The organism is Sphingosinicella ginsenosidimutans (genome assembly GCF_007995055.1).
Taxonomy (GTDB): Bacteria; Pseudomonadota; Alphaproteobacteria; order Sphingomonadales; family Sphingomonadaceae; genus Allosphingosinicella; species Allosphingosinicella ginsenosidimutans.
Map to the genome: position 1 here is coordinate 667,482 of NZ_VOQQ01000001.1, position 24,887 is coordinate 692,368.

General features: G+C 67.0%; 25 protein-coding genes and 2 pseudogenes. 4 read left to right on the forward strand and 23 right to left on the reverse strand.

The window, feature by feature from the left end:
- Positions 1 to 15: 15 nt before the first annotated feature.
- The 5 genes from FRZ32_RS03275 to FRZ32_RS03295 all read right to left on the reverse strand — a co-directional run bounded on the left by FRZ32_RS03275 (position 16) and on the right by FRZ32_RS03295 (position 5,290).
- Positions 16 to 507 carry a YMGG-like glycine zipper-containing protein gene (locus FRZ32_RS03275; protein ID WP_147042156.1) on the reverse strand — a complete coding sequence of 164 codons (492 nt, stop codon included), beginning with the start codon at positions 505 to 507 and terminating at the stop codon, positions 16 to 18.
- A 151-nt stretch (positions 508 to 658) separates the two neighbouring features.
- On the reverse strand, positions 659 to 907 hold the full coding sequence (locus tag FRZ32_RS03280; RefSeq protein WP_147042157.1) for a hypothetical protein: 249 nt from the start codon (positions 905 to 907) through the stop codon (positions 659 to 661).
- Between the two features lie 191 nt (positions 908 to 1,098).
- Positions 1,099 to 1,872, reverse strand: coding sequence for a LytR/AlgR family response regulator transcription factor (locus FRZ32_RS03285; RefSeq protein ID WP_147042158.1), 774 nt, complete (start codon positions 1,870 to 1,872; stop codon positions 1,099 to 1,101).
- Complete coding sequence (locus FRZ32_RS03290; protein ID WP_147042159.1) at positions 1,869 to 2,960, reverse strand: sensor histidine kinase; 1,092 nt, start codon at positions 2,958 to 2,960, stop codon at positions 1,869 to 1,871. Before FRZ32_RS03290 ends, FRZ32_RS03285 begins: the two co-directional genes overlap by 4 nt.
- Before the next feature lie 185 nt (positions 2,961 to 3,145).
- Positions 3,146 to 5,290: a prolyl oligopeptidase family serine peptidase gene (locus FRZ32_RS03295; protein WP_147042160.1), complete on the reverse strand. Its 2,145-nt coding sequence runs from the start codon at positions 5,288 to 5,290 to the stop codon at positions 3,146 to 3,148.
- A gap of 137 nt (positions 5,291 to 5,427) precedes the next feature.
- On the opposite strand from FRZ32_RS03295, the gene FRZ32_RS03300 reads away from it, so the two are divergent.
- The gene (locus tag FRZ32_RS03300; RefSeq protein ID WP_147042161.1) at positions 5,428 to 6,150 is read left to right on the forward strand and encodes a hypothetical protein; all 723 of its coding nucleotides are present in this window, start codon (positions 5,428 to 5,430) and stop codon (positions 6,148 to 6,150) included.
- A gap of 109 nt (positions 6,151 to 6,259) precedes the next feature.
- Here FRZ32_RS03300 and FRZ32_RS03305 read toward each other — a convergent pair whose 3' ends face one another.
- The 3 genes from FRZ32_RS03305 to rpsM form a co-directional block, all read right to left on the reverse strand.
- Complete coding sequence (locus FRZ32_RS03305) at positions 6,260 to 7,327, reverse strand: DNA-directed RNA polymerase subunit alpha (RefSeq protein ID WP_147042162.1); 1,068 nt, start codon at positions 7,325 to 7,327, stop codon at positions 6,260 to 6,262.
- A gap of 106 nt (positions 7,328 to 7,433) precedes the next feature.
- Entirely contained in the window at positions 7,434 to 7,823 is a 390-nt protein-coding gene (gene rpsK / locus FRZ32_RS03310) for a 30S ribosomal protein S11 (protein ID WP_135086426.1), read from the reverse strand.
- A gap of 75 nt (positions 7,824 to 7,898) precedes the next feature.
- Positions 7,899 to 8,267: a 30S ribosomal protein S13 gene (rpsM, locus tag FRZ32_RS03315; protein WP_147042163.1), complete on the reverse strand. Its 369-nt coding sequence runs from the start codon at positions 8,265 to 8,267 to the stop codon at positions 7,899 to 7,901.
- Between the two features lie 250 nt (positions 8,268 to 8,517).
- On the opposite strand from rpsM, the gene ppc reads away from it, so the two are divergent.
- Positions 8,518 to 11,190, forward strand: coding sequence for a phosphoenolpyruvate carboxylase (gene ppc, locus FRZ32_RS03320; RefSeq protein ID WP_147042164.1), 2,673 nt, complete (start codon positions 8,518 to 8,520; stop codon positions 11,188 to 11,190).
- Positions 11,191 to 11,274: 84 nt separating this feature from the next.
- Here ppc and FRZ32_RS03325 read toward each other — a convergent pair whose 3' ends face one another.
- On the reverse strand, positions 11,275 to 12,177 hold the full coding sequence (locus FRZ32_RS03325; RefSeq protein ID WP_147042165.1) for an OmpA family protein: 903 nt from the start codon (positions 12,175 to 12,177) through the stop codon (positions 11,275 to 11,277).
- 507 nt (positions 12,178 to 12,684) lie between these two features.
- On the opposite strand from FRZ32_RS03325, the pseudogene FRZ32_RS03330 reads away from it, so the two are divergent.
- Together FRZ32_RS03330 and FRZ32_RS15700 are read left to right on the forward strand one after the other, a co-directional pair.
- Positions 12,685 to 14,844 (forward strand): annotated as a pseudogene (locus FRZ32_RS03330) (TIM-barrel domain-containing protein); the annotation flags it as partial.
- A gap of 155 nt (positions 14,845 to 14,999) precedes the next feature.
- Positions 15,000 to 15,377: pseudogene (locus FRZ32_RS15700) on the forward strand (DUF5110 domain-containing protein); the annotation flags it as partial.
- 206 nt (positions 15,378 to 15,583) lie between these two features.
- On the opposite strand, the gene FRZ32_RS03335 reads toward FRZ32_RS15700, so the two are convergent.
- The 14 genes from FRZ32_RS03335 to rplN all read right to left on the reverse strand — a co-directional run bounded on the left by FRZ32_RS03335 (position 15,584) and on the right by rplN (position 24,875).
- Complete coding sequence (locus tag FRZ32_RS03335; protein ID WP_147042166.1) at positions 15,584 to 16,642, reverse strand: LacI family DNA-binding transcriptional regulator; 1,059 nt, start codon at positions 16,640 to 16,642, stop codon at positions 15,584 to 15,586.
- Positions 16,643 to 16,761: 119 nt separating this feature from the next.
- Complete coding sequence (gene gdhA, locus FRZ32_RS03340; RefSeq protein WP_147042167.1) at positions 16,762 to 18,162, reverse strand: NADP-specific glutamate dehydrogenase; 1,401 nt, start codon at positions 18,160 to 18,162, stop codon at positions 16,762 to 16,764.
- A 160-nt stretch (positions 18,163 to 18,322) separates the two neighbouring features.
- The gene (locus FRZ32_RS03345) at positions 18,323 to 18,976 is read right to left on the reverse strand and encodes an adenylate kinase (RefSeq protein WP_147042168.1); all 654 of its coding nucleotides are present in this window, start codon (positions 18,974 to 18,976) and stop codon (positions 18,323 to 18,325) included.
- A gap of 33 nt (positions 18,977 to 19,009) precedes the next feature.
- A complete protein-coding gene (gene secY / locus FRZ32_RS03350; RefSeq protein ID WP_147042169.1) occupies positions 19,010 to 20,380 on the reverse strand; it encodes a preprotein translocase subunit SecY in 1,371 nt (456 codons plus the stop codon).
- 113 nt (positions 20,381 to 20,493) lie between these two features.
- Complete coding sequence (gene rplO / locus FRZ32_RS03355; RefSeq protein ID WP_147042170.1) at positions 20,494 to 21,021, reverse strand: 50S ribosomal protein L15; 528 nt, start codon at positions 21,019 to 21,021, stop codon at positions 20,494 to 20,496.
- A gap of 49 nt (positions 21,022 to 21,070) precedes the next feature.
- Complete coding sequence (gene rpmD, locus FRZ32_RS03360) at positions 21,071 to 21,247, reverse strand: 50S ribosomal protein L30 (RefSeq protein ID WP_147042171.1); 177 nt, start codon at positions 21,245 to 21,247, stop codon at positions 21,071 to 21,073.
- Between the two features lie 5 nt (positions 21,248 to 21,252).
- On the reverse strand, positions 21,253 to 21,975 hold the full coding sequence (gene rpsE, locus FRZ32_RS03365) for a 30S ribosomal protein S5 (protein ID WP_147042172.1): 723 nt from the start codon (positions 21,973 to 21,975) through the stop codon (positions 21,253 to 21,255).
- Complete coding sequence (rplR, locus tag FRZ32_RS03370; RefSeq protein ID WP_147042173.1) at positions 21,976 to 22,329, reverse strand: 50S ribosomal protein L18; 354 nt, start codon at positions 22,327 to 22,329, stop codon at positions 21,976 to 21,978.
- A gap of 3 nt (positions 22,330 to 22,332) precedes the next feature.
- Positions 22,333 to 22,866 carry a 50S ribosomal protein L6 gene (gene rplF, locus FRZ32_RS03375; RefSeq protein ID WP_147042174.1) on the reverse strand — a complete coding sequence of 178 codons (534 nt, stop codon included), beginning with the start codon at positions 22,864 to 22,866 and terminating at the stop codon, positions 22,333 to 22,335.
- On the reverse strand, positions 22,866 to 23,261 hold the full coding sequence (gene rpsH, locus FRZ32_RS03380; protein WP_147042175.1) for a 30S ribosomal protein S8: 396 nt from the start codon (positions 23,259 to 23,261) through the stop codon (positions 22,866 to 22,868). The genes rplF and rpsH overlap by 1 nt, the downstream gene beginning before the upstream one ends.
- Positions 23,262 to 23,270: 9 nt before the next feature.
- Complete coding sequence (rpsN, locus tag FRZ32_RS03385; RefSeq protein ID WP_147042176.1) at positions 23,271 to 23,576, reverse strand: 30S ribosomal protein S14; 306 nt, start codon at positions 23,574 to 23,576, stop codon at positions 23,271 to 23,273.
- 36 nt (positions 23,577 to 23,612) lie between these two features.
- A complete protein-coding gene (rplE, locus tag FRZ32_RS03390) occupies positions 23,613 to 24,194 on the reverse strand; it encodes a 50S ribosomal protein L5 (protein ID WP_147042177.1) in 582 nt (193 codons plus the stop codon).
- Positions 24,187 to 24,507 (reverse strand): 50S ribosomal protein L24, encoded by a 321-nt coding sequence (rplX, locus tag FRZ32_RS03395; protein WP_147042178.1) that lies wholly within the window; start codon positions 24,505 to 24,507, stop codon positions 24,187 to 24,189. Before rplX ends, rplE begins: the two co-directional genes overlap by 8 nt.
- The gene (gene rplN, locus FRZ32_RS03400) at positions 24,507 to 24,875 is read right to left on the reverse strand and encodes a 50S ribosomal protein L14 (protein ID WP_147042179.1); all 369 of its coding nucleotides are present in this window, start codon (positions 24,873 to 24,875) and stop codon (positions 24,507 to 24,509) included. Before rplN ends, rplX begins: the two co-directional genes overlap by 1 nt.
- Between the last annotated feature and the right edge of the window lie 12 nt (positions 24,876 to 24,887).

The following is a 24,887-nucleotide window of genomic DNA, read 5'->3' on the forward strand; positions in this document are numbered from 1 at the left end:
GGGGACATTTGCGGATCAGTAGCAGTCCGACCGTTCGATCGAGCTGCCGACAAGCGCGCCGATCGCGCCGCCGATCAGGGCGCCGGTCGTGCCGCTGTGGCGGTTGCCGTAGCGGCGATAGCGATTGCCGTCGCGACCGATCTCGCGGCCGATCAGCGCGCCTGCGCCGCCGCCGATGACCGCGCCGGTGACGCCGTCACCGCAATAATCGTCGCGATAATATCCCCGGCCGCGATAATAAGCCGGGTAGGCCGGATAGGCGTATCCGCCGTAATAATAGGGGTCGTAGCCGCCATAATAGCCCGGCGCGACGACGACGGTCGTGCGCGGATAGCGGTAACCGCGGTAGCGCGGATAATAGCGATAGCCGCGCGCGCCGCGCGCATAATAGCGGCCGTCATGGTGGCCGTAATAGCCGCGATGGCGCGGTTGCGCGCTGGCGGCGGTGGGGATGGCGACGAGCGCGGTCGCGGCCGCGGCGGCGCCAAGGGCAAGCTTGCTGAGCATGATACGGGCTCCTCGATACACGATTCGGGCCTTCAACGCGGCCCGGCGCGCCCTGTTTTCACTCTTTCGGCTGAGCCGCGGATGAACCACGGCAAAAATAAGGCAGGCCGTGCGGGGGCACGGCCTGCCGATCGAGAGCGTGGGGACGCGCTCAGAACTGGGGGTTGTCGGTCGACTGGCTGGACGAATTGCTCTCCGGCGTGGTCGACTGATTGTCGCTGCCCGACGACGAGGACGCGCTGCTCGACTGCGCGCCCTGATCGGCGCTGCCTTGGTCGGTGGTCGCCGGCTGGGAGGTCGCGGTGTTGGACGAATTGTCCGTCTCGGGCGGCGTCGTCTGCGCGACGGCCGCGGCGCCGGCCGTCAGCATCGCGATCGCGAGAACATGGGTGAAACGCATGGGAAATCCCTCCTCGGAATGGCTTGGGGCGCCGGCACGATGAGCGGGGGGGCCGCGTCATCGCGCCGGACATCGCTGGGCTATGGGCCTCGGCCGCGCCACGCCAATCCACAACGATAGCCGTCGCCAACACGCGACGAACGTCCAAGACAGGCTGGATTTGCCCGTAGGACCCGCAGGTCCCCGGCCGTTCAGGCCGTCGCGGCCTGCATCCGGCGCAGCAGCGCCCTTAGGCCGCTATTGTAGCTGCGGCCGACCGGCGCCTCGTCGCCATTGGCGAGCCGCACCGCGAGCGCCCCCGTCGGCTTGCGGTGAAGGCCGGTGATCGCGGACAGGCGGCAGATCGCCGAGCGGTGGACCCTGACGAAGACGGCCGGATCGAGCCGGGCCTCAAGCCCCGACAGGGTCGCGCGCACGAGGCCGCCGCCCTCGCCGGCGTGAAGGCGGACATAATCGCCCTCCGCCTCGATCCATTCGATGTCGTCCACGCGCACCCGCACGAACTCCTGGTGGCGGTGGACCCACAGGCTGTCGTCGGCGCCGAGCCGCTCGCCGTCGGAAACGGCCTCTTCGGGCGCGGGCCGGCCGGCGATCCAGTTTCGAACCCGGCCGATGGCGGCACGAAGCCGCTCCGGCGCGACGGGCTTCAGCAGATAATCGACCGCATCGGCGTCAAAGGCGCGGACGGCGTGCTGATCATAAGCGGTGACGAAGACGATCGCCGGTGCATCGTCGGCGCGGAGCTGCTCGGCGATCTCGAACCCGTCGAGCCCCGGCATGGCGATGTCGAGGAAGACGACATCGGGCTTCAGTTCCCCGATCATGCCGACCGCCTGGCGCGCGCTGGTCGTCGTTCCGACGACGTCGACCCCGCCGATCGCGGCGATGGCGACGCTCAGTCGCCGCAACGCGAGCGGCTCGTCGTCGACGAGCAATGCGCGAAGCGGTGCAGCCTCCCCGGTCACGATCCCACCGACAGCGGCATTTCGATCTCCACATGAAAGCCGCCATGGACGCGCGGCCGGGTCACGAGGCGCGCCCCCTCGCCGAAATGGGCGTGGAGCCGCTCGCGCACATTGGCGAGGCCGAGTCCGGTGCCGCCCTTCGGCGGGCGACCACCGCCATCGCCGTCATCCTCGACGATGAGGCTCAGTTTCTCGCCGCGCCGCAGGGCCGCGATCCGGATCGTCGTCGTCTTTTCCGACCTGTCGACGCCATGCCGCACCGCATTTTCGATCAGCGGCTGGAGGATCAGGGTCGGGACACGCGCCTCGGCAAGCGCGTTCGGCACCTCGATGGTCACCTTCATCCGATCGGCGAAGCGGGCTTCCTCGAGCCCCAGATAGAGTCGCTGCAGCCCGATCTCCTCGTCCAGTTCGATCGTTCCGCCCTGCCCGGAGGCAAGCGCCGAGCGAAGGAACTCGGCGAGGTTGAGCAGCATCGTCTCCGCCTCGTAATTGCGCTGTTCGAGCACCAGGCCGGAAATCGCGTTGAGCGCGTTGAACAGGAAATGGGGGTTGATCTGGTAGCGCAGCGCCGCAATCCGCGCTTCCTGCGCCAGATCGCGCATCGCCGCATTGCGCTGGACCTCGTCCTGCGCCTCCCAATGATAGGTGAGCGCGAGCTGGGTGCCGGTCCAGGCGAGGAAATAGCCCATCCAGACCATCACCCACTGCACCGATTCGACGATCTTCGTCGGCCGCGCGCCCTCGATCGGGAACATGATCCGGTTGAGGCCGAGGCTGAAGATGGTCAGCAGCGCCGACATGGCGAGCGCGCCCGCCATCGCATAGGCGATCCGTTCCGGGAACGAGCGCTCCTTCAACCGCTCGAGCAGATAGACCATGCCGAGGCACAGCAACGCGCCGAAGCCGGCGGTGAGCAGGCGCCGGGGCGCCAGCAGGTAGAAAGGCTGCGTATCGACCAGCGTGCCGCGCACCGTCAGCACGGCGAAGGCGAACAGCCAGAACAGGCCGATCAGCTTCAGCGTCGATCGGCGCCGTTCCTCGATAATCCGTTCCCGGTCGGCCACGACCGGCGAATGCGCGTTCATAGACCCATGATCGTTCGATTCGGCCGCAGCCGATTGGGACCTGTCTAGCACCGAAGCGCCCGCGATTTGCGCTCTCTACCGCACTCCGGACGCCGTTGATCGCGAACAGGTGACGTTCGTCGCATCCGTAACGATCGCGCCTGCCGGGCCGGACAGGGTCGGGAACGACTCGGCCCGGCGCGTCGCTAGTGCGCCGCCCCCGCCGTCGGGATTTCAAGCCCGGTGAAGTGGGCGATGAAGGCCCACATGTCGGTGAACTCCTCGATCTGCTTGTCCGTCGGCTTGCCGGATCCGTGGCCGGCGCGCGTTTCGATGCGGATGAGGTGCGGCGCGCCGTTGGCGTCGGCATGCTGCATCGCCGATATATATTTGAAGCTGTGCCCCGGCACGACGCGGTCGTCCGTATCGGCCGTGGTGGCCAGGATCGGCGGATAGCGAACGCCGTCCCGGATGTTGTGATAGGGCGAATAGGCCCTCAGCACGCGGAAATCCGCCTCCCGGTCCGGATAGCCGTAATCGTCGACCCAGTAGCGCCCGGCGGTGAACCGGTCGAAGCGCAGCATGTCCATCACGCCGACTCCAGGCAGCGCCGCGGCGAACAGGTCGGGCCGCTGATCCACCACCGCGCCGATCAGCAGGCCGCCGTTCGAGCGCCCCTCGATCGCCAGGCCATGCTCCGGCGTGATATGCTGGGCGATCAGATATTCGCCGGCCGCGATGAAATCGTCGAACACGTTCTGCTTGTTCGCCCGCCGGCCGGCATCGTGCCAGGCCTCGCCATATTCGCCGCCGCCGCGGATGTTCGCAACCGCGAAGACGCCGCCCATGTCGACCCAGGTCAGCCAGCGCGGCTGGAACGCGGGCGTCGAGGAAATGTCGAACCCGCCATAAGCGTAGAGCAAGGTCGGGTGCGGCCGGCTGCGATCGAGATCGCGGCGGCGCACGAGGAACATCGGGATCCGCGTCCCGTCCTTCGAATTGTAGAAGACCTGCGAGACTTCGTAATTGTCCGGATCGTAAGGAAGCGTCGGCTGGGCGAACACGGTGCTCTGCCCGGTCGCGCTGTCATAGCGATAGATCGTCCCGGGCCGGTTGTAGCTGGAGAAGCTGTAGAAGGTCTCGTTCGATCCCGGATGCCCGCGAAAGCCGCCGGTGCTGCCGATCCCGGGCAGCGCGATATTGCCTGCCGGGCGGCCATCGAGGCCGAACGTGCGAACCTCGCTCTTTGCGTCGACGAGATATTCGAGCACCAGCCGATCGCCGACGATCGACGCCCCCTCAAGCGTCGCTTCATCCTGCGCCACCAGCTCGCGAGGCGCGGGCGTCGGGCTTGCGATGTCGGTGACGACGATCCGCTGGCGCGGCGCATCCTTGTTGGTCCGCCAGTAGAAGAGCGAGCCGCGATTGCCGAGATAGTTCCAGTCATTTTCCATGCCCGTCACCAGCGGGCGGGGCGGCGCATCGGGATGAGCGAGATCGACCAGGGTCACCGTATAGCGCGCGTCCGTCCCTTCGGAGGAGGTGACGATCAGCCAGCGCCCGTCGTCCGACACCTCGGCGCTGTTGTTCCAGCGCGGATGGTCGGGGGTCGCAAAGACCAGCCGGTCCTCGGCCTGGGCCGTGCCGAGCCGATGGAAATAGACCGACTGGTTCTCGTTCAGCTGCTGAAAGGCATGCGCGCCGGGCTCCGGAAAGCGCGAATAGAAGAAGCCCGATCCGTCCTTCGCCCAGTCGAGATTGGAGAATTTGACCCAGCGGACCTCGTCGCCCGTCGGCTGCCCGGTCGCCACGTCGAGCACGCGCACCGTGCGCCAGTCGGTGCCGCCGTCCTGGATCGAATAGATGAGATGGCGCCCGTCCTGCGAGGGGCGCCATTCGGCGAGCGCCGTCGCGCCGTCCTGCGACCAGCCGTTCGGATCGATCAGCACGCGCGGCGTCCCGCCGAGGCCGTCGCGCACATAGAGCACCGACTGGTTCTGAAGGCCGTCGTTGCGCGTGTAGAAATAGCGGCTGCCGGCCCGCTCCGGGATGCCGAACCGCTCGTAATTGTAGAATTGCGTCATTCGCGCCCGGATCGCCTCGCGGCCCGGCAGCGTCTGGAGGAAGGCGTTGGTGACCGCATTCTGCGCTGTCACCCACTCGCGCACTTCGGGATCGGTGCGCACGTCATTTTCGAGCCAGCGATAGGGATCGGCGATGCTCTCCCCGAAATGCTGCTCCACCACATCGCCCCGCTTCGTGTCCGGATAATGGACCGCCGGCCCCTGCGCGGCCGCGAGCGGCGCGAGGAAAAGGGCGGGCAAGACGAAAAGGAGAGCGGACCTGCGCATGAAAAAGCCCCCGGCTGCATATGGATAGGCGGCGGGTCTAGCAAAGCTCGCGGCGCCGTCAAAGCCGGGCGCCCGATCTGGCAAGGAGAGCCCGGATCTGGTATCGTTCCGCCTCGGAAACGGGGGGAGCCTGGCAGATGGCGACTGTGGCGGAAAGCGGCCGGCCCCACCCGGTCGCGCGCGAGCGCAATTTCTTCTTCTGGATCGCCCTCGCGATCGCGGCGACGACCGTCGCCGGATTTTCGTTCCAGTTCGCGATGGGCCGATCCAGCCTCGCCTCGCCCTGGTGGGTCCACCTCCACGGCGTCACCTTCATGGGATGGATGGCGATCTGGGTGTTCCAGAATTATCTCGTCTGGAGCGGCCGGGTGAACCTCCACCGTCGCGTCGGGCCGATCGCCGCCGTCTATGTCGCCTGGATGATCGCGATCGGAATCAGCGCCACCATGCTGGCCGCGGCGAACCACCGGATCCCTCCCTTTTTCGAACCCAGCGCCTTCATGGTGATGGATTGGACCTACGTCCTCGTCTTCGCCGGCCTCACCTGGTCAGCGGTGCGATTGAGGGCGAAGAGCGACTGGCACCGGCGACTGATGCTGTCTGGCGCAATCGTGGTGATGGCCCCTGGCCTCGCAAGATTGCTTCCGCTGCCATTGCTTGGCGGCTGGATCTACTGGGGCGTCTGGGCGGGCCTCGCGGTCTATTTCGCGATCGCCATGGCCTGGGACATCGCGACCCGCCGCAGCATCCATCCGGCCTATTTCTGGGGCCTTGGCGCGATCACCCTCGGCGTCGCCCTCATCCGCCCCATCGCGTCCAGCCCACCGCTGCTGGCCCTGACCGCACGGTTGACGGGCTGAGCGGACGAAAGGCCGGCCCGGCCGTTCCCGGCCGGGGAATCGCAGGCGATACAGACGGAAAAGGGCCGCCCCATCGGGACGGCCCTTCCTGTTCAAATCTGGCCGCGGATCAGCCGAGCAGTTCCTGCTCGAGCTTCTTGGCCATTTCCTCGATATTCTCGGGCGGCCAGCCGGGGATGTCCATGCCGAGACGCAGGCCCATGCTGGCGAGGACTTCCTTGATTTCGTTCAGCGACTTGCGGCCGAAGTTCGGGGTGCGAAGCATCTCCGCCTCGGTCTTCTGAACGAGATCGCCGATATAGATGATGTTGTCGTTCTTCAGGCAGTTGGCGCTGCGGACCGACAGTTCCAGCTCGTCCACCTTCTTGAGCAGGTAGCGGTTGAGCTGGTTGGCGTCGGCCTCGGCATCGGCCGGGCCGGCGGCCGCGCCGACCATGCCGGCGGGGGTCGACATCATCGTCAGGCCCTCGTCGAAATGGACGAAGAGCTGCAGCTGGTCCTGAAGGATGCGCGCCGCATAAGCCAGCGCGTCATCCGGAGTCACCGTGCCGTCGGTCTCGACCGTCAGCGTCAGCTTGTCATAGTCGAGATCCTGACCGACGCGGGTCGGATCGACCTTGTAGCTGACCTGGCGGACCGGCGAATAAAGCGCGTCGATCGGGATGAGGCCGATCGGCGCGTCGGCCGGCCGGTTGGACGCGGCGGCGACATAGCCCTTCCCGGTCTCGGCGGTGAGCTCCATGTTGAGCGTCGCGCCGTCGTCGAGATGGCAGATGACGAGATCGGGGTTCATCACCTCGATATCGCCCGAGACCGCGATCTGGCCGGCGGTGACCTCACCGGGGCCGGTCGCCGAGAGCGACAGCCGCTTCGGGCCCTCGCCTTCCATCTTCAGCGCGATCTGCTTCACGTTGAGGACGATATCGGTCACGTCCTCGCGGACGCCCGCGAGGCTGGAGAATTCGTGGAGGACGCCCTCGATCTTGATCGAGGTGATCGCGGCGCCCTGAAGCGAGGAAATGAGCACCCGCCGAAGCGAGTTGCCGAGCGTCAGGCCGAAGCCGCGCTCCAGCGGCTCGGCGACGAACGTCGCCTTACGCTTGGCGTCGCCCGCGGCGCGCTTTTCGAGGGCGTTGGGCTTCTTCATTTCCTGCCAGTTCTTTGCGTTGACGGCCATGTTTTCCCTCTGGCGGTTGGGGAAGCGGGGGGCGGCTTCCCGAGTATCTTTCGAACCTCCTGCGCCCGACGTTTCCGGCCAGCGGCCGCGCGCCGGGCTCCGGCGGTTAAACGCGGCGACGCTTGGACGGGCGCACGCCGTTGTGCGGGATCGGGGTCACGTCACGGATCGAGGTGATCGTGAAGCCGACCGCCTGAAGCGCGCGAAGCGCCGATTCGCGACCCGAGCCCGGGCCCTTCACCTCGACCTCGAGGGTGCGCACGCCATGTTCGGCGGCCTTCTTGCCCGCGTCCTCGGCGGCGACCTGGGCGGCATAGGGCGTCGACTTGCGGCTGCCCTTGAAGCCCATCATGCCGGCCGAGCTCCACGCAATGGCATTGCCCTGGGCGTCGGTGATGGTGATCATCGTGTTGTTGAAGCTGGCGTTCACATGGGCGACGCCGGCGGTGATGTTCTTGCGCTCGCGACGGCGGAGGCGCTGCGGTTCACGTGCCATGTCTTGTCTGACCTAACCTTGAAATCTGTGCTTGGCGGAGGCGAGCCTCCGGCGGAGTAATCCGTGCGTGGCGGATTACTTCTTCTTGCCGGCGATCGGCTTGGCCTTGCCCTTGCGGGTGCGCGCATTGGTGTGCGTGCGCTGGCCGCGGACCGGCAGGCCCTTGCGATGGCGAAGCCCGCGATAGCAGGCGAGGTCCATCAGCCGCTTGATGTTCATCGCCGTCTCGCGCCTGAGATCGCCCTCGACGGTATGATCGGCGTCGATCGTCTCGCGCAGGTGCAGGACTTCCTGGTCGGTCAGGTCCTGGACGCGGCGCTCGGCGGGGATGCCCAGCTTGGCGGTGATTTCCTTGGCCTTGGTGCGGCCGATGCCGTGAATGTAGGTCAGCGCGATTTCGACGCGCTTGTTGGTCGGGATGTTGACCCCAGCGATACGTGCCATATGCTTGCTTTTCTCCTGCTCCACGGGCGGGCTGGCGACCTGCCCATCTCAAAGCGTCGTGGCCCGAAACAGGCATAGCCGACGCGCGCACGAAAGCGCCGCCGGAGGACCGGTTAACGGGATGAGCGCGATGTAGGATTTGAGTCGGGGCGAGTCAAGCGCCGCGACTCTCTGGGTTGCAGCGCAGCAAAGAGAGAGGAAAAGCGCCGCCACTTCTGCTAGCCACGACCGATCCGATGGAGGCTGATCGATGAGCGGAACGGGGGATGCACAGGCGGCGCCGGCGATCGGGCAGAATCCCGACATACGCTATCTGGGCCGGCTGCTCGGCGACGTGATCCGCGAGGCGGACGGCGAGGCGCTTTTCCGCCGGATCGAATATATCCGCGCAAGCTCGGTCGATCGCTATCGCGGCGTCACCCGGGGCGACGCGGTGGACCCGGGCCTCGACGCGCTGAGCCTCGACGACACGCTCGCCTTCGTCCACGGCTTCATGCTGTTCACCCTGCTCGCCAATCTCGCCGAGGACCGGCAGGGCTTCACGTCCGAACCGGGCGGCACGATGGCGGAGGCGCTGGCGCGGCTCGCGCGCGAGGGAATCGGCGCCGATGCGGCCGCGGAGCTGCTCGACGGCGCGCTCATCGCTCCGGTGCTGACCGCGCACCCGACCGAGGTGCGCCGCAAGAGCATCATCGATCACCGCAACCGGATCGCCGAGCTGATGAAGCTGCGCGATCGCGGCGCCCTCGAGACGGCGGAGGGCGACGAGGTGGAGGTCGCGCTCAAGCGCCAGATCGCCCTGCTGTGGCAGACGCGGGCGCTGCGGCGCGAGCGATTGTTCGTCGCCGATGAGGTGGAGACCGCCATTTCCTACCTGCGCGACACGTTCCTTCCCGTCCTTCCCGCCATGTATGCGCGCTGGGAGCGTGCGCTCGGCCGAAGGCCGGCGAGCTTCCTGAGGCCGGGCAGCTGGATCGGCGGCGACCGCGACGGCAATCCCTTCGTCGGCGCGGAGTCGCTCCGCCTTGCCCTCTCCCGGGCGGCGGAGACGGCGATCGGCCATTATCTGGACCAGGTCCACGCGCTGGGGGCCGAGCTGTCGATTTCATCCGAACATGCCCATGTGCCCGAAGCGGTGCTGGCCATCGCCGAGCGTTCGGGCGATCTCGGCCTCGCGCGGCGCGACGAGCCCTATCGGCGCGCGCTCACCGCCATTTACGGCCGGCTCGCCGCGACCTTCGAAAGGGTCGTCGGCCGGCCGCCGGAGCGCCGCGCCTCCGTCGCTGGCGAGCCTTATGACGCGCCGGGGGACTTCAGGGCGGAGCTCGAGGCGATCGCGGACGGGCTCGGCGAGATCGGGCGCACCGGCCCGCTCGGCCGGCTGGTCCGCGCGGTCGAGACCTTCGGCTTCCATCTCGCGACGCTCGATCTCAGGCAGAATTCCGATGTCCATGAGCGCGTCGTCGCCGAGCTGCTCAGGGTTGCCGAGGTCGGGCCGGATTATGCGGCGCTCGACGAGGCGGCGCGCGTTGCTTTGCTTCGCGCCGAGCTCGCGACCGTCCGTCCGCTCGCCAGCCCTTTCGCGGACTATTCGGACGAGACGAAATCCGAGCTCGCGATCCTCCACGCCGCCGCCGAAGCCCATGCCGCCTACGGCCCGGCCGCGATCACGACCTACATCATCTCCAAGGCCGCCAGCGTCTCCGATCTGCTGGAAGTCCATGTGATGCTGAAGGAAGCGGGCCTGTGGCGCCCCGGCGATCCGCCGCACGCGGCGATCATGGTCGTGCCGCTGTTCGAGACGATCGAGGATCTCGAGGCGGCGCCGGCGATCATGCGCGCCTTCTTCGCGCTTCCGGAAATGGCGGCCATCACGAAGGCGCGCGGGCACCAGGAGGTGATGCTCGGCTATTCCGACAGCAACAAGGATGGCGGCTATCTCACCTCGGTCTGGAGCCTCCAGAAGGCGAGCCGCGCGCTTGCCGAAGTCTTCGCCGAGGCGGGGACCCGGCTCCAGCTTTTCCACGGCCGGGGCGGCGCCGTCGGCCGCGGCGGCGGATCGAGCTTCGCCGCGATCCTCGCCCAGCCGTCCGGCACCGTCCAGGGCCGCATCCGCATTACCGAGCAGGGCGAGGTGATCGCCGCCAAATATGGGACGCCGGAAAGCGCCGCGGCCAATCTCGACGCGATGGCCTCCGCCACCTTGCTCGCCAGCCTCGAGCCGCGATCGGGGCGCCGGCGCGAGCGCTTCTACGCCGCGATGGCGCGCATTTCCGAGACCGCCTTCGCGGCCTATCGCGATCTCGTCTACGGCACCGAAGGCTTCCGCACCTTCTTCCGCCAGATGACGCCGATCGCCGAGATATCGGGGCTCAAGATCGGATCGCGGCCGGCCAGCCGGAACCAGTCCGGCCGGATCGAGGATCTGCGCGCCATTCCCTGGGTCTTCTCGTGGAGCCAGGCGCGGGTGATGCTGCCGGGCTGGTACGGCGTCGGCCACGGGCTCGCCGCGTTCGGCGACATCGAAGAGCTCCGGGAGATGCGGGAGGCCTGGCCCTTCTTCCGGACCACGCTCGACAATCTGGAGATGGTGCTCGCCAAATCGGACATGGGGATCGCCGCCCATTATGCCGGGCTGGTCGAGGACGAGGCGCTGCGCGACACCCTGTTCGGCCGCATCCGCGACGATTGGATGAAGACGCGCGAATGCCTGCTGGCGATCACCGGCGAGTCCCGATTGCTCGAAAGCCAGCCGGCGCTCGACGCCTCGATCCGCCTGCGCCTCCCCTATATCGAGCCGCTGAACCTGCTGCAGATCGAGCTGATGAAACGCCACCGCGCCGGCGAGGACGACCCAAGGATCGCCGAGGGCATCCAGCTTTCGATCAACGCCATCGCGACCGCGCTGAGGAATTCGGGGTAGCGGGCCCGCCGATACTCGGTCACATCGGCGTCGGCGGGCACGTTCCGACCGGAAGGGGACGGGTACGGCCCGCCCCCTCGCCTCTTACAGTCCGTCGACGGCCTTGCTGACCAGCACGCTGACCTGGACCCGGCGGTTCTGCGTCCGGCCGTCGGGGGTGTCGTTGCTCGCCACCGGATTCGATTCGGACATGCCGGTCGGTGTCAGCATCCGATAGGGCTGCCAGCCGCAGGCCTGCTGGAGATAGTTGACGACGTTGCCCGCGCGGCGTTCGCTGAGCGCCTGGTTGACCTCCGGGCTGCCGACCGAATCGGTGTAGCCGACGACGAGCAGAAGCGCGTTCTCCGTCTGCCCGGCCGACTGGGCCGTGGCGCACAGATCGGCCTTCGCCTGTTCGGACAGGTTGGCCCGGCCGAAGGCGAAGTTCACCGTGGTCGTGCTGCGGACATTATATTGATCGATGCTGCCGAGGCGGCCGCGAAGCGCCTCCGTCGCCTCGGCATTGTGCTGGATCGCGGAACCCTGCTCCGCGAATTGCTGAGCGGTGCCGCCGTGGATCATCGAGGCGGTCCTGAGGTCCCGGTTCTTGAGATCGATCCGCCGCGCGACGAGGCCACCGCCCGATTGCCAGGTCTGGACGCTGACCGGCAGGCCGTTGAGCAGCGAATCCTCGGCAAGCCGGGTGCGCCCCAGGCCAAGGAAGCCGCCGCGCGCCGTGATCCTTGTGTCGCCACTGACCGCGACGGACGTCGTGGCGCCGTCGGCGGTCGAGACTTGCAGCTGATCGCCACTGCGCGCGGTGATGATCCCGTCGATGTCGGGCCCTTCGGTCATCTCGCCCGTTTCCGCGGGAGGCGGGCCGCTGACGCTCGTTGAAATATCGGCCTCCGGCGGGTCCTGGGGCTGCGCCGCGAGCGCGACCGGGGCCGCCGCGGCGACGCCGGCGAGAAGGATGAGAAGGCCTGGATTTCTGGACATGACGCGCATGGATTATTCCTTCGAACTCGGCCGTCGGGCCGGCGAAACGTAACTTCCTCCCATCGATGCCCACGCTGATCTGCGGCTCGCCGCTGCGCCCGGACGCCGATGACGTGGCGTTCCGTGTTCGGGGCAACCTTTCTCCCAGATGAACGAACCCAGCATCACCGGCAATTCCGACGATCATTCGAGCGCATCACGCGACGAAACGCCGAAGCGCCTTGGTTAACTGCGGCTTTCCCTGTTAGTATAATTACGGTATCACAATAGATGTTGAAATAATTACGTCTGCTATTCGTGACCTAACCTGTAGATTCATTTTGTCGGTTCCGTTTTGTCGAGAATGGACTGGCTACGACTGAACCTCGTATTTGCGACTTAGTTTCGTCGTGGCCAATTCATTTTGCTTCAGAGAGGCCGCCGCTCCCGTGGCAATGGGCAGGCGCTCCGTCTTGCCAACCGCGCCGTCGAAAGCGACAACAGGCGGATGCGGCCCCGAACCGCGCGGAGGGGGATATGCGACGACTGGCGGGCGCCCTTGCGGCGGCGCTGATCCTGGCGACGGCTTCGTCCGCCGAGGCCGCGGACGGAGACGGGCATTTCGTCCGCACGGCGCATGGAATCGCCGTCGTTCCGGCGCATGGGCCGCGCGTGTCTCTCGAAGTCTATGGCCCCCGGATCGTGCGGGTTACCGCGCTGCCGGCGCCCGATGCGCGCGTCATGCCGAGCCTGATGGTGACCGCGCGCCCCAATGGCCGCTTCACCGTCTCTGAGGAGAGCGGACGCGCGGTGATTTCGACGGGCGAGATCCACGCCGAGGTCGATCTTGCCGACGGGAGGGTGCGCTTCCGAAACGCGGCCGGCGAGACCGTGCTTGCCGAAACCGCGCCGCCCAGCTTCACGCCGGTGACGGTTCAGGGCGAGCCCTATGTCTCGATCCGCCAGCAGTTCAACCGCGGCACCGATGAGGGCCTCTTCGGTCTCGGCCAGCACCAGAACCGGCAGATGAACTATAATGGCGAGGACGTCGAACTCGCCCAGCACAATATCGACATCGCCATCCCCTTCATCGTCTCGACCCGCAATTACGGCCTGCTGTGGGACAATGATTCGATCACCCGCTTCGGCAATCCCAGGCCCTATGGCCTTGCCGGCGCGGCGGACGACGGCCTCGCCGTCACCGGGGACAACGGGGCGAACGGCTGGACCGCGCATTATTATGTCGGCGACCGCCTGGTCGCGACCCGGCAGGAAGCGACGATCGACTATCAATATCTCGATCGCGGCAATGACTGGCCGACCGGCACGCGCACCCCCGACGGCGCGGGCACGGTGCCCGGCCTGCGCGTCGTGTGGACCGGCCGCGCGACGGCGCGCAGCGGCGGGCTGCACCGTTTCCGTCTCTACGCGTCGAGCTATTTCAGCATGTCGATCGACGGCCGCGAGGCGATCGATGCGTGGCGGCAGAACTGGAACCCCTGGTATCACAATGCCGATCTGCCGATCGCGGCGGGCGGCCATGCCGATATCCGCATCGAATGGCGGCCGGAGGGCGGCTATCTCGCCTTGCTCCACAACGATCCGCAGGACGAGGCCGATCGGCACAGCCTCTCCTTCGCTTCCGAGGTGGGCCGCGCAGAGGATTATTATTTCATCGCCGGCGACGACATGGACGGCGTCATCGCGGGCTACCGCGCGCTGACCGGCAAGGCCGAGCTGCTGCCGCGCTGGGCCTACGGCTTCTGGCAGAGCCGCGAACGCTATGAGACGCAGGACCAGCTCGTCGGGGTCGTCGAGGAATATCGGCGTCGCGGCCTGCCGCTCGACAATATCGTGCAGGACTGGTTCTACTGGCCGGAGGATGCGTGGGGCAGCCACCGTTTCGATCCCGCGCGCTACCCAGATCCGCAGGCGATGATCGATCGCATCCACGCGCTCGATGCCCATTTCATGATCTCGGTCTGGCCCAAATTCTATCCGACGACCGACAATTACCGCGCGCTCGACGCGGTCGGCGCCATCTATCGCCGCAACGTCGCGCTCGGCACCCGGGACTGGGTCGGCCAAGGCTATCTCAACAGCTTCTACGATCCCTACAACGCACGCGGCCGGCGGCTTTACTGGACGCAGATCCGCGATCGGCTCGCGCGGCTCAGCGTGGATGGCTGGTGGCTCGACGCGAGCGAGCCGGACATCCATTCCAATCTTTCGATCGAGGAGCGCGCGCTGAGGATGGGCCCGACGGCGCTCGGGCCCGGCGCGGCCTTCTTCAACTCCTATCCGATCGCCCATGTCGGCGGCCTTGCCGGCAATCTGGTGCGCTGGAACCCGGCCGTGCGGCCCTTCATCCTCACCCGCTCGGCCTTCGGCGGCATCCAGCGCGCCTCTGCGGCGGTCTGGTCCGGCGACGTGCCCTCGCGCTGGGAGGCGCTGCGCGATCAGATTTCGGCCGGGATCAACTATTCGATGTCGGGCGCGCCCAACTGGACCCACGATATCGGCGGCTTCGCGGTCGAGGCCCGCTATGCCAGCCAGGATCCGGCCGCGCAGGAAGAATGGCGCGAGCTCAACACGCGCTGGTTCCAGTTCGGCGCCTTCTCGCCATTGTTCCGCAGCCACGGCCAGTTCCCGCACCGCGAAATCTACGAAATGGCACCCGAGGGCAGCCCGACCTACGAGACGATGGCCTGGTACGACCGGCTTCGTTACCGCCTGTTCCCCTATATCTACACCCTCGCCGCCGACACCTACTGGCGCGACGGCACGATCATGCGCGGGCTCGTGATGGATTTCCCGCAGGATCGGCGCGGCTGGGGGTCGACGACGAATATATGTTCGGGCCGGCCTTCCTGGTCGCGCCGGTCAGCGAGTTTCGCGCCCGCGCCCGCGACGTCTATCTGCCCGCCGGGGCGCGCTGGATCGATTTCTATTCGGGCGAGGCGCATGAGGGCGGCCGAACGATCCGCGCGGCCGCGCCCTATGAGCGGATGCCGCTCTTCGTCCGGGCGGGAGCGATCGTCCCCACCGGGCCCGCCATGCAGCAGACCGGCGATGCGTCGGCCTCGCCGATCACCCTGCTCGTCTATCCGGGCGCCGACGGCAGCTTCTCGCTCTACGAGGATGACGGCGCGAGCTTTGCCTATCGCCGCAATGTCTATGCCCGGATTCCGATCCGCTGGGACGATCGCAGCGGCACGCTCACCATCGGCCCGCGCCAGGGCGGCTATCCCGGCATGGCGCCGAGGCGGGAGATCCGGGTGCGCTGGATGATCCCGGGGCGTGCGCTCGATCTCGACGGGACCGTGGACTCCAGCCTTACTTATAGCGGCGAGGCGGTCACCGTGCGGCCGGGCGCCTGAGCCTGATGCTCCTCCCCTCGGGGCTTCGTCCCGCCGGGAGGATTTCGAGTGAGCCGCTACCGATCCAGATATCGCGGCGGGCCGTCCGACTGGCGGCGGATCAGTTCGAAATCGAGCAGCCGGTGCGGGACCGACGCCGCGGTGCCGGCGCGCTTTGCGGCGATCAGATCGGCGAGGATGGTGACGGCGCCGTCGGCCATGGCGGCCACCGGCTGGCGGATCGTCGTCAATTCCGGCCAGATCGTCGTCGCGACCGGCGTGTCATCGAAGCCGCAGACCGACAGGTCCGCCGGCACGTCGAGCCGATGGCGGTGCGCGGTCGCCACCGCCGCGGCCGCCATGTCGTCATTGGAGGCGAAGATGGCGGTCGGTCGCTTGTCGAGCAGCAGCAGATGCTCCGCCGCGGTGAGCCCCGACTGATAGCCGTAGGTGCCGTGTGCGATCATCGATTCATCGACCGGCAGCCCCGCCTCCTCCAGCGCATCGCGATAACCGGCGAGGCGAAGTCCGGTCGAGGCATGGTTGGGGAGGCCCGAGATGAAGGCGATCCGGCGGTGGCCGAGCTTGATCAGGTGGCGCGTCATCTCGCGCGCTGCGCCGCGATCGTCGATGCCGATCGAGGCCATGTCCGATGCGGATCGGACGGAGCCGGTGGCGACCAGCGCGATGCCGGCGTCGATGAGGCGCTCGATCAGCCGGGGGGCGTCGGCGAGCGGCGGCGGCAGGATGACGCCATCGAGCCGCGCGCCGATCAGCATCTCGGCCGCCTCCTCCTCGTCCGCCCCCGGCTCGTTGCGGCGGACGATAAGCTGGCTGTTGATCTGGCTGCACCGGTCGAGCGCGCCGATCAGGAACTCGCCCAGATAGGCGGCGCTCGGAATTCGCGAGAGCAGCCCGATCCTCAGCACCGATGCACCGGCGAGCGAGCGGGCGGCCGGATTGGGCGCATAATTGAGCGCCCGGATCGCGGCGTCGACCAGGCGGCGGGTTTCGGGCTTCACCCGGTCCTCGCCATTGATCACGCGCGACACCGTCATGCGCGATACGCCGGCATAGGTCGCGACATCGTGGATCGTCGGCGCGCCGCGCCGGCGGGAAGGCGGGCTCTTGTTCAAGCGGATCTCCGCGACATGCGCGTCAGGCTGCGCTTTTGGCGCGGGCTGTCAAGCGGGAGGAAAGGAGCGCCGGGCCGGGCGAGAGGGCGGCGAACGCCTCCCCGCCCGGCCCGTCGGAATCAGACGACGCCGAACGCCAGCATCGCATCGGCGACCTTCTTGAAGCCGGCGATGTTCGCGCCCTTCACATAATCGGTATAGCCGCCGCCGCGGTCGCCATATTCAAGGCAGCGCTCATGGATGCCGTCCATGATGTCGCGGAGCATCTGCTGAAGCTCGCTCTCGCGCCACGAGCGGCGCTCGCTGTTCTGGCTCATCTCGAGGCCCGAGACGGCCACGCCGCCGGCATTGGAGGCCTTGCCCGGCGCGTAGAGAAGGTGCGCTTCCTTGAAGACATGGACGCCGTCGAGATCGGTCGGCATGTTCGCGCCTTCCGACACCGCGATGCAGCCATTGCGCACCAGCGTCCGCGCATCCTCGCCGAGCAGCTCGTTCTGGGTGGCGCAGGGCAGCGCCACGTCGCATTCGACGCCCCAGGGCCGCTGGCCGGCGTGGAAGGTCGCGTTCTTGAACTCGTCGGCATATTCGGAAATGCGACCGCGCCGGCGCGTCTTGTGCGCCTTCACCCAGTTGATCTTCTCCTGATCGATGCCGTCGGGATCGTGGACGAAGCCCTCGCTGTCCGACAGCGTCAGCACCTTGCCGCCGAGCTGGTTGATCTTTTCCGCCGCATGGGTCGCGACATTGCCGGAGCCGGAGATCACGGCGCGCTTGCCGGCGAGATCCTGCCCCTTGGTCTTGAGCATGTTCTCGAGGAAATAGACCGCGCCATAGCCGGTCGCCTCGGGGCGGATCAGCGAGCCGCCATATTCCATGCCCTTGCCGGTGAGGACGCCGGTGAACTGGCCGGTGATGCGCTTGTACTGGCCGTACATATAGCCGATCTCGCGCCCGCCGACGCCGATGTCGCCGGCCGGAACGTCCACGTCGGCGCCGATGTGCCGATAGAGCTCGGTCATGAAGCTCTGGCAGAAGCGCATGATCTCCCCGTCGCTCTTGCCCTTCGGGTTGAAGTTGGAGCCGCCCTTGCCGCCGCCCATGGGCAGGCCGGTCAGCGCGTTCTTGAACGTCTGTTCGAAGGCGAGGAACTTCAGGATCGATTCGTTGACGCTCGGGTGGAACCGCAGGCCGCCCTTATAGGGCCCGATCGCATTGTTGTTCTGGACGCGATAGCCGCGCTGGACGCGGATATTATGATTGTCGTCCTCCCAGCACACGCGGAAGGAGACGATCCGGTCCGGCTCGGCGATGCGGCGCAGGATCTGCCAGCGGTGATAATCCTCCTTGCCCTCGATGAACTCGAAAATGTCCTCGGCCACTTCCTGGACGGCCTGGATGAACTCCGTCTGGCCCGGATTGCGGCGCTTCACGCCCTCCATGAAGCCGGCCAGATCGACATGCTCGGATTCGCGCGAATCCGTGTGAATCGGCTCGATAATCAGGCTGTCGCCCCCGTTCATATCCCGTCTCCCATCTCTGACCGCCCGCCCGGCGGAGTCGCGAACGGCGTGGCATAGCATGTTTTCGCGGCGGCGGAGCGCCACATGTGCAGCTCGGTCGCGCCGATCGACGCTTTGGTCGCTGGGTTCGGGAGAGAGCCGCGCCGGCCCCGACGCGGGGTCAGCCGGCGGAATCGAGGATCGCGTCGATCGCGGCGCCGACCTCGGCGATGCCGGCCATGCCGTCGACCCGGCGGACCAGCCCGCGCGCCTCGTAAAGCGGCAGGATCGGCGCGGTCTTGGCGCGATATTCGACGAGCCGGGTGCGAACCGTCGCCTCGTTATCGTCGGGCCGCCGCTTGAACTCGGTCGAGCCGCAGACATCGCAGACGCCGTCGATCGCCGGGCGCTTGTGGCGATCGTGATACCCCTCGCCGCAGCGCGCGCAGGTGAAGCGGCCGGAGATGCGGTCGACCAGGGCCTCCTCGTCGACCTCCAGTTCGATCACGACATCGAGCTTGCGATCGTGCGCCGCGAGCAGCCTGTCGAGCGATTCCGCCTGGTTGCTCGTGCGCGGATAGCCGTCGAAGATCACGCCCTGATCGTGGGTCAGCCCCGACAGCTTCTCGTCGATCAGCGCGTCGACGATCTCGTCGGACACGAGCTCGCCGGCGTCCATGACCGCCTTCGCCTTGAGGCCGATTTCGGTCCCGGCCGAAACCGCGGCGCGCAGCATGTCGCCAGTCGACAGCTGGACCATGTTGCGTTCTTCGACCAGCCGGCTGGCCTGCGTGCCCTTGCCGGCCCCCGGCGGGCCGAGCAGGATGATGTTCATGTCGGCGTTCCCCTCTTCGTCGGCCTGAACGGCCTAGCGCCGCAGCCCCCCGCCCTTCAACTTCGCCTTCTTGATGAGGTCGCCATATTGATGGGCCATGAGATGGCTCTGGATCTGGGTCACCGTGTCCATCGTCACGTTGACGACGATGAGCAGGCTGGTGCCGCCCAGATAGAAGGGGATGCCGAGCTTCGAGATCAGGAATTCCGGGATGAGGCAGATCGCGGTGAGATAGGCCGCGCCGACCACGGTCACGCGCGTCAGCACGTAATCCAGATATTCCTCGGTGCGCTTGCCGGGCCGGATGCCGGGGATGAAGCCGCCATATTTCTTGAGATTTTCCGCCGTCTCCTCGGGATTGAACACGACCGAGGTGTAGAAGAAGCAGAAGAAGATGATGCCCGCGCCATAGAGCAGCATGTAGAGCGGCGAGCCGTGCTGGAGCCAGGTGCTCACCGTGATGATGAGCTCGCTCCACCAGCTGCCGCCCGTCTGGTTCTGCCCGGCGAACTGGGCGACGGTGAGCGGCATCAGCAGCAGCGACGAGGCGAAGATCGGCGGGATCACGCCCGACGTGTTGACCTTCAGCGGCAGGTGCGAACGCTCCTGCTGGATCTGGCCGCGCGCCGTCTGGCGCTTCGGATACTGGATCAGCACGCGGCGCTGGGCCAGCTCCATGAAGCAGATGAACAGGACCAGCACGACCGCGACGACGATGATCGACACGATCACGAACGGATCCATGCTGCCGGTGCGGCCACCTTCGAACAGCTGGCTCAGCACCTGCGGCATGTTGGCGACGATGCCGGCCATGATGATGAGCGAGACGCCGTTGCCGATGCCCCGGCTGGTGATCTGCTCGCCCAGCCACATCAGGAACATGGTGCCGCCGACCATCGAGATGACGGTGGTGATGCGGAACATCATGCCGGGATCGAGCACGGCCGACTGGCCCTCGCCGGCGCCCCAGCTTTCCAGGCCGACGGCGAGGAAATAACCCTGGATGACGCACAGGATGACCGTGCCGTAGCGGGTATATTGGTTGATCTTCTTGCGCCCGCTCTCGCCTTCCTTCTTCAGCGCGGCGAGCTGCGGCGACATCGTCGTGGCGAGCTGCATCACGATGGAGGCGGTGATATAGGGCATCACGCCGAGCGCGATCAGGCTCATCCGCTTCAGGCTGCCGCCCGAGAACATGTTGAAGAAATCGAGCACGCCGCCGCGCGTCGTATCGAACAGGGCGCCAAGGGCGCGCGGATCGATGCCGGGCAGCGGCACGAAGGACAGCAGCCGGAACACGACGAGCGCGCCGACCGTGAACCACAGCCTTTTCTTGAGATCGGTCGCCTTGGCGAAGTTCGCCAGATTGAGCGAAGCGGCCATCTGGTCGGCTGCGGTTGCCATGTGTCTCTAGACCTTGCGAATAACGAAGCGGCGGGCGGACCCGAAAGCCCCCCGCCGCCTTCATATAGTGACCGGTTCAGGCTTGTCAGCCTCTCTCCGGGAAAAGGCAGGGGTCAGGCGCTCGCCTTGGCCTTGCGCTGGCCCTTGCCCTTCTTGGCGGCGGCCTTCTCGGCGGCCGGGACGATTTCGATCAGCTCGATCGAACCGCCGGCCTTCTCGATCGCGGCGCGGGCGCCGGCCGAAACGCCGGCGACCTTCAGGTTGAGCTTCGCCTTGAGCTCGCCCTTGCCGAGCACGCGAACGCCGTCCTTGCCGCCGCGGGCGAGGTTCGCCGCCTTGAGCGCGGCATGATCGAGCGTGCCCTTGGCATCGAGCGTCTTGGCGTCGATCGCCTTCTGGATCGCGCCGATATTCACTTCGGCATAATCCTTGGCGAAGATGTTGTTGAAGCCGCGCTTCGGCAGCCGCATGTGGAGCGGCATCTGGCCGCCCTCGAAGCCGTTGATCGAGACGCCCTCGCGGCTCTTCTGGCCCTTCTGGCCGCGCCCGGCGGTCTTGCCGAGCCCGGAGCCGATGCCCCGGCCGACGCGCACCCGGCTCTTGCGGGCGCCCTTGTTGTCGCGGATGTCGTTGAGTTTCATCTTGTTTGCACTCGCTTTCGCTTTTGTCGCGCTGTCGGTGGGGTGAGGGCTAGCCCTCGACCCGCACCATATGCTGCACCGCCCGGATCATGCCGCGCACCTCGGGGGTATCCTCCAGCTCGACCGTCTTGTGCATCTTGTTGAGGCCCAGGCCGATCAGCGTCCGGCGCTGATCCGGCGTGCGGCGGATGGGCGAACCCGTCTGGGTGATCTTCAGCTTCGCCATTGCGCTTACTCCGTCACCGCTTCGGCCTGCGCGTCGGCTTCGGCGGCGGAAAGGCCCTCGCGACGCGCCATCAGGTCGGCGATCTTCTTGCCGCGGCGCTGGGCGACGCTCTTCGGCGAGGTCTGCTCGCCGAGCGCCTCGAAGGTCGCGCGGATCATGTTGTAGGGATTGGAGGTGCCGACCGACTTGGTCACCACGTCCGCAACGCCCAGGCTCTCGAACACGGCGCGCATCGGGCCGCCGGCGATGATGCCGGTGCCGGCCGGGGCCGAACGGACATGGACGCGTCCCGCGCCGAAATGGCCGAGCCCGTCATGGTGAAGCGTGCGACCCTCGCGCAGCGGCACGCGGACCATCGCCTTCTTGGCCGCCGCGGTCGCCTTGGAGATCGCCTCGGGCACCTCGCGGGCCTTGCCGTGGCCGAAGCCGGCCCGGCCCTTGCCGTCGCCGACGACGACGAGCGCCGCGAAGCCGAAGCGCTTGCCGCCCTTCACCGTCTTGGAGACGCGGTTGATGTGGACGAGCTTCTCGATCAGCTCCTCGCCGCCGTCCTCGTCGCGGCCCGGGCCGCCACGCCGGTCGTCACGACGGCCGCGGCCGCCGCGATCGCCGCCGCCACGGCCGCGCCCGCCGCGCGGGCCGCGCTCGCGCCGACCCTCGGGGGCGGCTGCGGCTGCTTCGGGAGCGGCCTGGGCCTCGGCGCCCTGGATTTCGGTTTCGTCAGCCATTTAGAACTCCAGTCCGCCTTCGCGGGCGGCATCGGCGAGCGCCTTCACGCGCCCGTGGAAAAGGAAGCCGCCGCGATCGAAGACCACGCGGGTGATGCCGGCGGCCTTGGCGCGCTCGGCGATCTTGCGGCCCACATCCTGCGCGGAGGCGACGGTCGCCCCGGTCTTGGCCCGGGCTTCCTTCTCCAGCGTGGATGCGGCGGCGACGGTCTTGCCCTCGCTGTCGAGGATGACCTGGGCATAGATGTGCCGGCCGGAGCGATGCACCGAAAGGCGCGCGCGATCGCCGGCGCGGGCGCGCAGGCTGGCGCGGACACGCTGCCGGCGCTTCTCGAAGGGGTTGAATCTCGCCATGGCTTACTTCTTCTTGCCTTCTTTGCGGAAGATATACTCGCCGCGATACTTGATGCCCTTGCCCTTGTAGGGCTCCGGCTTGCGCCAGCGGCGGATTTCGGCGGCGAGCTGACCGACCTTCTGGCGATCGATGCCGCTGATCTCGACCGTGGTGGGATCCGGCGTCTTCACCTCCAGCCCGTCGGGGACCGCGATGTTGACGTCGTGGCTGTAGCCGAGCTGGAGCCGCAGGTTCTTGCCCTGCGCGGCGGCGCGATAGCCGACACCGGTGATCTCGAGCGTCTTGGTGAAGCCCTCCGACACGCCGGTGACCAGGTTCTGCACCAGCGTGCGCTGCATGCCCCAGAAAGCGCGGGCGCGCTTGCTGTCATTGGCCGGCTTCACCGAAATGGCGCCATCCTCGAGGCCATAGGCGATCTCGTCGGCGGTCTGCAGCGAAAGCGTGCCCTTGGGCCCCTTCACCGCGAGCACGCCGCCTTCGATCGTCGCGGTGACGCCCGACGGGAGCGGAACCGGCCGTTTACCGATGCGGGACATCAGAACACCTCCGCGAGCACTTCGCCGCCGACATTCTGCGACCGGGCTTCCGCATCCGAAAGCACGCCGCGCGGCGTCGAGACGATGGTGATGCCGAGGCCGTTGCGCACGCGCGGCAGGTCCTGCGAGCCCGAATAGACGCGGCGGCCCGGCTTCGACACGCGGGCCAGGTGCTGGATCGCCGGCTGGCCCTCGAAATATTTGAGCTCGATGCGAAGGCCGTTATGGCCGCCGATCTGCTCTTCGGAATAACCGCGGATATAGCCTTCGCGCTGGAGCACGTCGAGCACGCGGGCGCGCAGCTTCGATGCCGGCGAAAGGACGCTGTCCTTCTTCGCCTGCTGGCCGTTGCGGATGCGGGTGAGCATATCACCCAAGGGATCGGTCAATGGCATATCTATACCTTACCAGCTCGACTTGGTGAGGCCCGGGATCAGGCCCTTGTTGCCCAGTTCGCGCAGCATCACGCGCGACAGCCGGAACTTGCGATAATAAGCGCGCGAACGCCCGGTCAGCTCGCAGCGGTTGCGAACGCGCGTCGGATTGCCGTTGCGCGGGATCTCGGCCATCTTCAGCCGCGCGATCAGGCGCTCCGTCTCGTCCTTGGACTCGTCGTTCGCGATCGCCTTCAGCTTCGCATATTGGCCGGCATATTTCTTCGCCAGCTTCTTGCGACGCTCGTTCTTGTTGATCGAACTCAGTTTCGCCATGACTTAAGTTCTCTTCCTTCTTGCGGGAGCAGGCGCTTACGCGGCCTGCTTCTGATCCTGGTCCTGCGGGAACGGGAAGTTGAACAGGCGCAGCAGCTCGCGCGCCTCCTCGTCCGTCTTCGCGGTGGTGGTGACGATGATGTCCATGCCGCGGACCTTGTCGATCCGGTCATAGTTGATCTCCGGGAACACGATCTGCTCCTTGAGACCCATCGCGTAATTGCCGCGCCCGTCGAACGACTTGGCGCTGACGCCGCGGAAGTCGCGGACGCGCGGCAGCGCGATCGTGATCAGCCGGTCCAGGAATTCGTACATGCGCTCGCGGCGCAGCGTGACCTTGACGCCGATCGGCATGCCCTCGCGCAGCTTGAACTGCGCGATCGACTTCTTCGCCCTGGTGACGACCGGCTTCTGACCGGCGATCAGCTCCATCTCGGCGGCCGCGGTCTCGACTCGCTTCTTGTCCTGGGTCGCCTCGCCGACGCCCATGTTGAGCACGATCTTGTCGAGGCGCGGAACCTCCATGCGGTTCTTGTAGCCGAACCGCTCGATCATCGCCGGGACGATGCGCTCGTCATAGTCGCGCTTCAGGCGCGCAGTATATTTGGCGTCAGCCATCGATCAGCTCCCCGGACCGGACCGCGACCCGGACCTTCTTCCCATCGCGCTCCTCGAAGCGCACCCGCGTCGGCTTGCCCGTCTTGGGATCCTCGAGCGCGACGTTCGAAATGTGCAGCGGCGCCTCGGCGCGAACGATGCCGCCCTGCGGCCGCGCCTGGCTCGGCTTGGTGTGGCGGGCGTGGACGTTGATGCCCTCGACCACGACCTTGCCTTCCTTCGGCAGCGCCTTGGTGACGGTGCCGTGGCGGCCCTTGTCCTTGCCACTCAGGACGACGACCTTGTCGCCCTTCTTGATCTTCGCGGCGGCCATTACAGCACCTCCGGCGCGAGGCTGATGATCTTCATATGCTTCTTCGCGCGCAATTCGCGGACGACCGGCCCAAAGATACGGGTGCCGATCGGCTCCTGGTTGTTGTTGACGAGGACGGCCGCGTTGGAATCGAAGCGGATCGTCGATCCGTCGGCGCGGTGGATGTCCTTGGCGGTGCGGACGATGACGGCCTTGTGGACGTCGCCCTTCTTCACGCGGCCGCGCGGGCTGGCTTCCTTGACGGAGACGACGATGATGTCGCCGACGCCGGCAAAGCGCCGCTTGGAGCCGCCCAGCACCTTGATGCACTGGACGCGCTTCGCGCCGCTATTGTCGGCGACGTCCAGGTTCGACTGCATCTGGATCATCGATCCAATTCC